The 3,686-nt window shown below is 33.7% G+C and carries 1 protein-coding gene; it reads right to left on the reverse strand.

Annotated features, from left to right (window positions below):
* Positions 1–1,860: 1,860 nt before the first annotated feature.
* Positions 1,861–2,919, reverse strand: a complete 1,059-nt coding sequence (locus HCUR_RS05140) for a hypothetical protein (RefSeq protein ID WP_104207049.1) — start codon at positions 2,917–2,919, stop codon at positions 1,861–1,863.
* Between the last annotated feature and the right edge of the window lie 767 nt (positions 2,920–3,686).

A 3,686-nucleotide genomic window follows, 5' to 3' on the forward strand; every position in this document is an offset into this window, starting at 1 on the left:
CTTCTGCTGTGTTTCACAGGCCTGCCAGCCTTCTTAATATTTGGTATAAAATATTCCGATATTAATTCCCATTCTTTGTCTTTTAAATCTGTCTCATACGCTCTTCTATTCATTTATATTCCTCAATTGCATCCAACATCATCCAGATACACTAACATATCTCTCATTTGCGGACAAGCTCTTATAGTAATTTAGCTTTAAAATGGGATTTAAAAGAATTGAAGTGAGTCCTTATATTATTTAGTACATTGAGTAATATGTACTTGTAATCTATCGTTTCATAGTAGCCTAAAATGCATCAATAGGATTCAGATCGGGCGAATATAGCGGTAAAAACATCAGCCCAAAGCTAACCAATTCTATCAGTGCTTTCGTCTTATAAGCGTTATAAAATAAAGCTTAATCCAAACGTACTCCTTGTACGGGTTTTAACACTTTGATTCAGCCCTGTTCTCCTCAATCATTAAAAAGATTCATAGTGCAAGACTCGTTATGAGTACTATGAATTGATAATTTCAGCGATACTATAGGTTCTTTTGGAATATGGACCACGCTTTTTAACGGTTAGTTTTTCATTTCTCTTACTCTATCTTCTGTCTTTGAAAATCATCATTGCTATACAAGACTTTCAGGCGCCATATCGTTTATTGTTTCTTGATATTGATTTCTTTACAAGCCTCCCCAGAGGTAAAGACTTTTTTTATTACTAAAGCCTAACTTTTTAAGCCTTTTATAAACAGAAGCAATACTTGCGTTACATACCCTAGTGCTCTCTTCATGTTGTATGTTTTTTATTTTCAACATACATTTTAGCTAATTTAGCTCTATAGTTCTTTTTCTGCCCATTCGTGCTGTAGGCTTGATGAATCCTTCTTTTTCCTAGCATATCCATTCTCTAACTTCCACTACTTTTACTCTCCATCACTTTTACTCCCCATCACTATTGTTACGCTTGTATTTTGATCATTACCTAATTTTATTTATTCTATTACGCTTTTATTTAACTCTGTTTTTTATCGTATTTTTTTATTTTCCGAAAAGTATAACACATCTAATCCTATTTTTAAGCTAAATTTAATATAGCTGAAATTTTTCTATAATCTCTATGAATAGGGGGCTTTTCATTCCATAATATGCAAACACTCGCCACAGCATATACTCAGATACATTTAAGCCGGTGAACAGGCGTGCGTGACTAAAGTGCGCATACCTCAAAAAAGACAGTGAGGCTCATAACAGTCTTCCCCCAAAGGGGAAGAATTATCCTTATCCCCCCATGGAGTTTGATAGGTAGAATTTTTGTGTAAACACAGTACCTTGTGTTCATAAAATTTAGGTGATTCCAGGCTATCATAGACTTTAAAAGGGCGTATTTTACCGGTATCTTAGGTTTCTATATTCAAAGCTTGAGCTTCATTAAAACGCGACTTGTATATCAATTCTTTTTTCTCTGAATGAAGCTATAAAGCAGTGATCGTCCATGCAAGGGTCTGGCAAACATCAGTTAATGGTATGATGAACCTCCTGATGCGTTGCTTTCAGTGAAAATTTAACAGCTCTAATTTTAAATCCAAATCATTCTACGTTACCCACTCATTTTTTATAAAAATTATATTGTATGATTTTTTCTCTTAAATTCAAACCGTACATAGACTCGTTAATATATTTTTAAATTTTTTTTTTATTGAGAATGTAGAACATTTTGTTTTGCAATTCAACTGTTGTTGCTCAAGTACTTTATTAACTGTAATATTCAGGAAAAATATATCATGAATCTCCTATTTTCAAAACCTCGAAAGCCATGTATAAATCCTTAGCGTAATCTTCCTTAAATCTCTTCTTTTGTGTTCTTATGTTTTATTACGCCACAATAGAAGTATTGAATACAGATTTTTGAGGAATTAATGCTACATTAGAGATAATTTTCTGTACCAAAAATACTGGATCCATATGAAAGTCTTTCGCTTGCTGGAACCATATTTGAATAGAACGCAAAAGCTGATCCAATAATAAACACTGTTTTCTCTGGTGAAAGTATTGGGATAATTTATCAAAAGCCCAAAGAAAAACAACTTCTTGAAATAGATCAATGTTTTGATACAAATGATGTGCGAGCTCAAAAGGAAGTGGACATGGTCCCTCATGAAAAGAAACATTTAAAAAATCCCAGGCACGTTGAATCAAATCTACTTTTCCAGAACTCAAAATACGCACTGCTTTACCAAGACTTCCTCGAGTAAACGCATAAATCCAGTCTTGAAACTTTTGAGGAAATTCATTACTCTCCACAGTAATGTTATCTGTACAAATTTCTAATCTATTCAATACAATTTTTAATCGGGGGAAAAAAACTTCTTTACTCCAGGGACGTAAAGGGTACACACAACACCTAGAAAGTAGCGTGGCAGGAAAGGCACTGTGAACTGCAGTGAACAGAAATAATGATTTTTCAGGGGGATCTTCCACAATTTTTAATAACGCATTGACGCAGTCATGACGCAAAAGATCTAAACGGGGTAAAATGATTACTTTCCAAGAATCAGAGACCGAAGTTTGCAAAAGACGTTTTTTAATTGATCGAATTTGATCTAAAGTTATAGGCAATGAAAGTACATGGAGCTCTGGGTGTGCACGGCTTATTACCCGACGGTAAACAATGTTTTGAGACAAGCGATGAGCATCTTCCCATTTTAAAGACCCCTCATAGCCTAACGCTAAACAGGCTAAGGCATAGCACAGCGTAGTCTTCCCTAACCCATCTTCTCCGAGAAAAAGCCAGCTATGGGGTAAACGGCCTCCTTCTAAAGCACGCTGAAACTGTTTTACAACATCTTCGTATCCCAATAAAAATCCTAAAAATTTAGGATTTTCTCCAAGATTATTGTATATTTTTTTTATGGTACTTGCGTATTGCTCCAAAAACTAAGCCTTAAATATAAAGTATTTCTGATCATTATAGACAACATGTGTTAAAAAGAAAATATTATTCACCGATTTTTAAAAATTTCGGATTATTGCAGAGCGTATAGCAAGAAAACGATCAGATAAAATCATTCCAACAAACATTCTTTTCCTAAGCTCTTCTAGATGTAGTAATTTAGCTTAAAATGGGATTATATGTATTATAATTATTAAAGAGAATGACGAAAAATAATTTATAACTTAAACTTAAAAAAGTGGAATAAAAAAGTAATAATCAAAATATAAGTACAAAAAATAGTTATGATGATTAAAAGTAGCCTAAATAGAGGGTAAATAAAGTAAAAAAAGAAGGGGTCATGAAATTTAAAAAAAGATTACGAAGTAAACGAACCATAAATCCAAATCCGCTAAAAATGTATGTTGAAAATAATGAAGCTAAACCATGAGAAAGAAATCGCTAGGCTATCTAACGCACGCATTAGTGTTGTCTATAAGAGGCTTAAAAAGTGAAGCTTTAGCGATAAAAACTCTTTACCTCCGGAGAAGAGGGTGAAAAAATACATCACAAGAAACCATCAACGATACGGAGCCTGAACGTCTTGTATAGAGTGAGGAGAGTGGTATAGAGATGACAATTTTCAAAGAAAAAAGATTAGAGTAAGAAAAGTGAAACACTGGTTGGTAAGAAGCGTAGTATATATTCCAAAAGAACTCGTAATATCCTTAGAATACGCAATCCATCGCGCCCATAACGGCTCTTGCAA

It is taken from the genome of Holospora curviuscula (assembly GCF_002930195.1).
Taxonomy (GTDB): Bacteria; Pseudomonadota; Alphaproteobacteria; order Holosporales; family Holosporaceae; genus Holospora; species Holospora curviuscula.